This window comes from Serratia sp. Ag1, assembly GCF_000743355.1.
In the GTDB taxonomy this organism is placed as follows: Bacteria; Pseudomonadota; Gammaproteobacteria; order Enterobacterales; family Enterobacteriaceae; genus Chania.
In genome coordinates this window covers 1-1,882 of record NZ_JQEI01000044.1, presented here as the reverse complement: position 1 = coordinate 1,882, position 1,882 = coordinate 1, and the positions used below count along the sequence as shown (strand labels likewise).

Here is a 1,882-nt window from a genome sequence, read left to right as displayed (position 1 = left end):
GGGCAGCGCATGCAGCGGCAGATCCCGATGCTGGGCCGAATGCATCCACAGCCAGACAGAAGCCCCCAGGACTTCGGCCTCACTGCGATCGCCCCCCAATATCAACGGGGCATGCACGTCATATGCACCTATCAGCATCGTGCTGTCCTCAAAAATCCCAGGTCAGGGAAAAAATGTAGTGGATCAGTAATACCGGACACCTCAATAGCCTGTTAATTTAATGACAGCCAATTGAGGTAATTGATAATGACTCAACCTAAACAGACCAAACGCCGTTTTTCTCCTGAATTCAAACTGGAAGCTATTGAGCAGGTCGTTAAGTATCAGCGGTCAACCATCGAGGTTGCACGCGCTCTGGAGTTGGACCCCAGCCAATTGCGTAAATGGATACGCCAGTACAAAGAAGAAGTCAGCGGGGTGACGCCGGACAATCCTGCACTGACACCAGAGCAACGTGAAATCCAGTCGCTCAGAGCGCAGATTAAACGGCTGGAAATGGAAAAAGAAATACTAAAGCAGGCAGCCGTGTTGATGAGCGAGCTCCCCATCAAATCTTTGCGTTAATCACACGGCTGAAAACAAAATGGTCGGTGGTCGAATTGTGCCGCCTGCTCAAAATAACGCGCAGTGTTTACTATGCCTCGCTGAATTCGCGGGTTGATGTAAAACGTCTGCAACTGCGTGCTCAGGTGCGGAAATTGCATCAACAGAGCCGGGGAGCAGCCGGCAGCAGAACACTGAGTCTGCTGATGCGTCAGTCGGGTTATAACGTGGGGCGCTGGCTGGCCCGCAGTCTGATGCAGGAATGTGGTCTGGCGAGTCGCCAACCCGGCAAGCCTCGTTACCGTGGTGAACGGGAGGCGTCACTGGCATCGCCAGACTTACTGAAAAGGCAGTTTAAGCCGTCGGAGCCCAATCGTGTGTGGAGTGGAGATATCAGCTATATCAAAGTCAATGGTGGCTGGTGCTACCTGGCACTGGTGATTGACCTTTACTCCCGTCGGATAGTGGGCAGCGCCATATCGTCATCCCCGGATGCCGAGCTAGTGTGTCGAGCCCTGCGTAATGCACTGGAGACGCGACCAAGGGAAAAGAGGCTGCTGTTTCATTCGGATCAGGGAGGGCAGTACAGGAGTAAGAAATACAGGCAGTTACTGTGGAGGAACGGAGTGATGCAGAGTATGAGCCGCAGGGGTAACTGCCTGGATAACTCACCAATGGAAAGAGTGTTCCGAAGCCTGAAAAGTGAATGGCTGCCTGTAGGGGGTTATATGGATATCCATCATGCGGTACGAGATATCGGTGAATGGATACAAAGTTATTACAACACAGTACGCCCCCATCGGCACAATGGTGGATTACCGCCCTGTGAATACGAAGAGCAGTGGAAAAAGGCTACGAAGGTGTCCTGATTTTGTGATCCACTACAGGTTAGCACGTTGAAAGCCTGCTGGAGCAGGCGGCTAAAAAAGAGCTCAACTACCGTGAGTTCCTGTGCATGGCGCTGCAGCAGGAATGGAACGGTAGACATCAGCGCGGAATGGAATCCCGGCTGAAGCAGGCACGCTTCCCGTGGGTCAAAACGCTGGAGCAGTTCGACTTCAACTTCCAGCCAGGTATCGATCACAAGGTCGTCCGGGAGCTGGCGGGGTTGGCGTTCGTGGAGCGCTGCGAAAACGTGATCCTGCTGGGGCCACCGGGTGTGGGTAAAACCCATCTGGCTGTTGCTCTCGGAGTGAAAGCGGCAGATGCAGGTCACCGTGTGCTGTTCATGCCGCTGGACAGACTGGTCGCTACGCTGATGAAAGCAAAGCAGGAGAACCGGCTTGAGCGTCAGTTGCAACAACTGAGTTATGCCCGGGTGTTGATCCTGGACGAGATA

The 1,882-nt window shown here is 53.6% G+C and carries 1 protein-coding gene and 2 pseudogenes; 2 read left to right on the top strand and 1 reads right to left on the bottom strand.

Annotated features, from left to right (window positions below; all coding sequences use genetic code 11):
- Positions 1-138, bottom strand: a pseudogene (locus tag IV04_RS21605) (toxin-activating lysine-acyltransferase); the annotation flags it as partial.
- Positions 139-246: 108 nt separating this feature from the next.
- Here IV04_RS21605 and IV04_RS21595 point away from each other — a divergent pair.
- Positions 247-1,412 (top strand): IS3 family transposase gene (locus IV04_RS21595; RefSeq protein ID WP_152562933.1). Its coding sequence is split into 2 segments (ribosomal slippage): positions 247-511 and positions 511-1,412, totalling 1,167 coding nucleotides; the frame shifts between segments, so codons are not numbered across the junction.
- A 23-nt stretch (positions 1,413-1,435) separates the two neighbouring features.
- Positions 1,436-1,882, top strand: a pseudogene (locus tag IV04_RS21590) (ATP-binding protein); the annotation flags it as partial.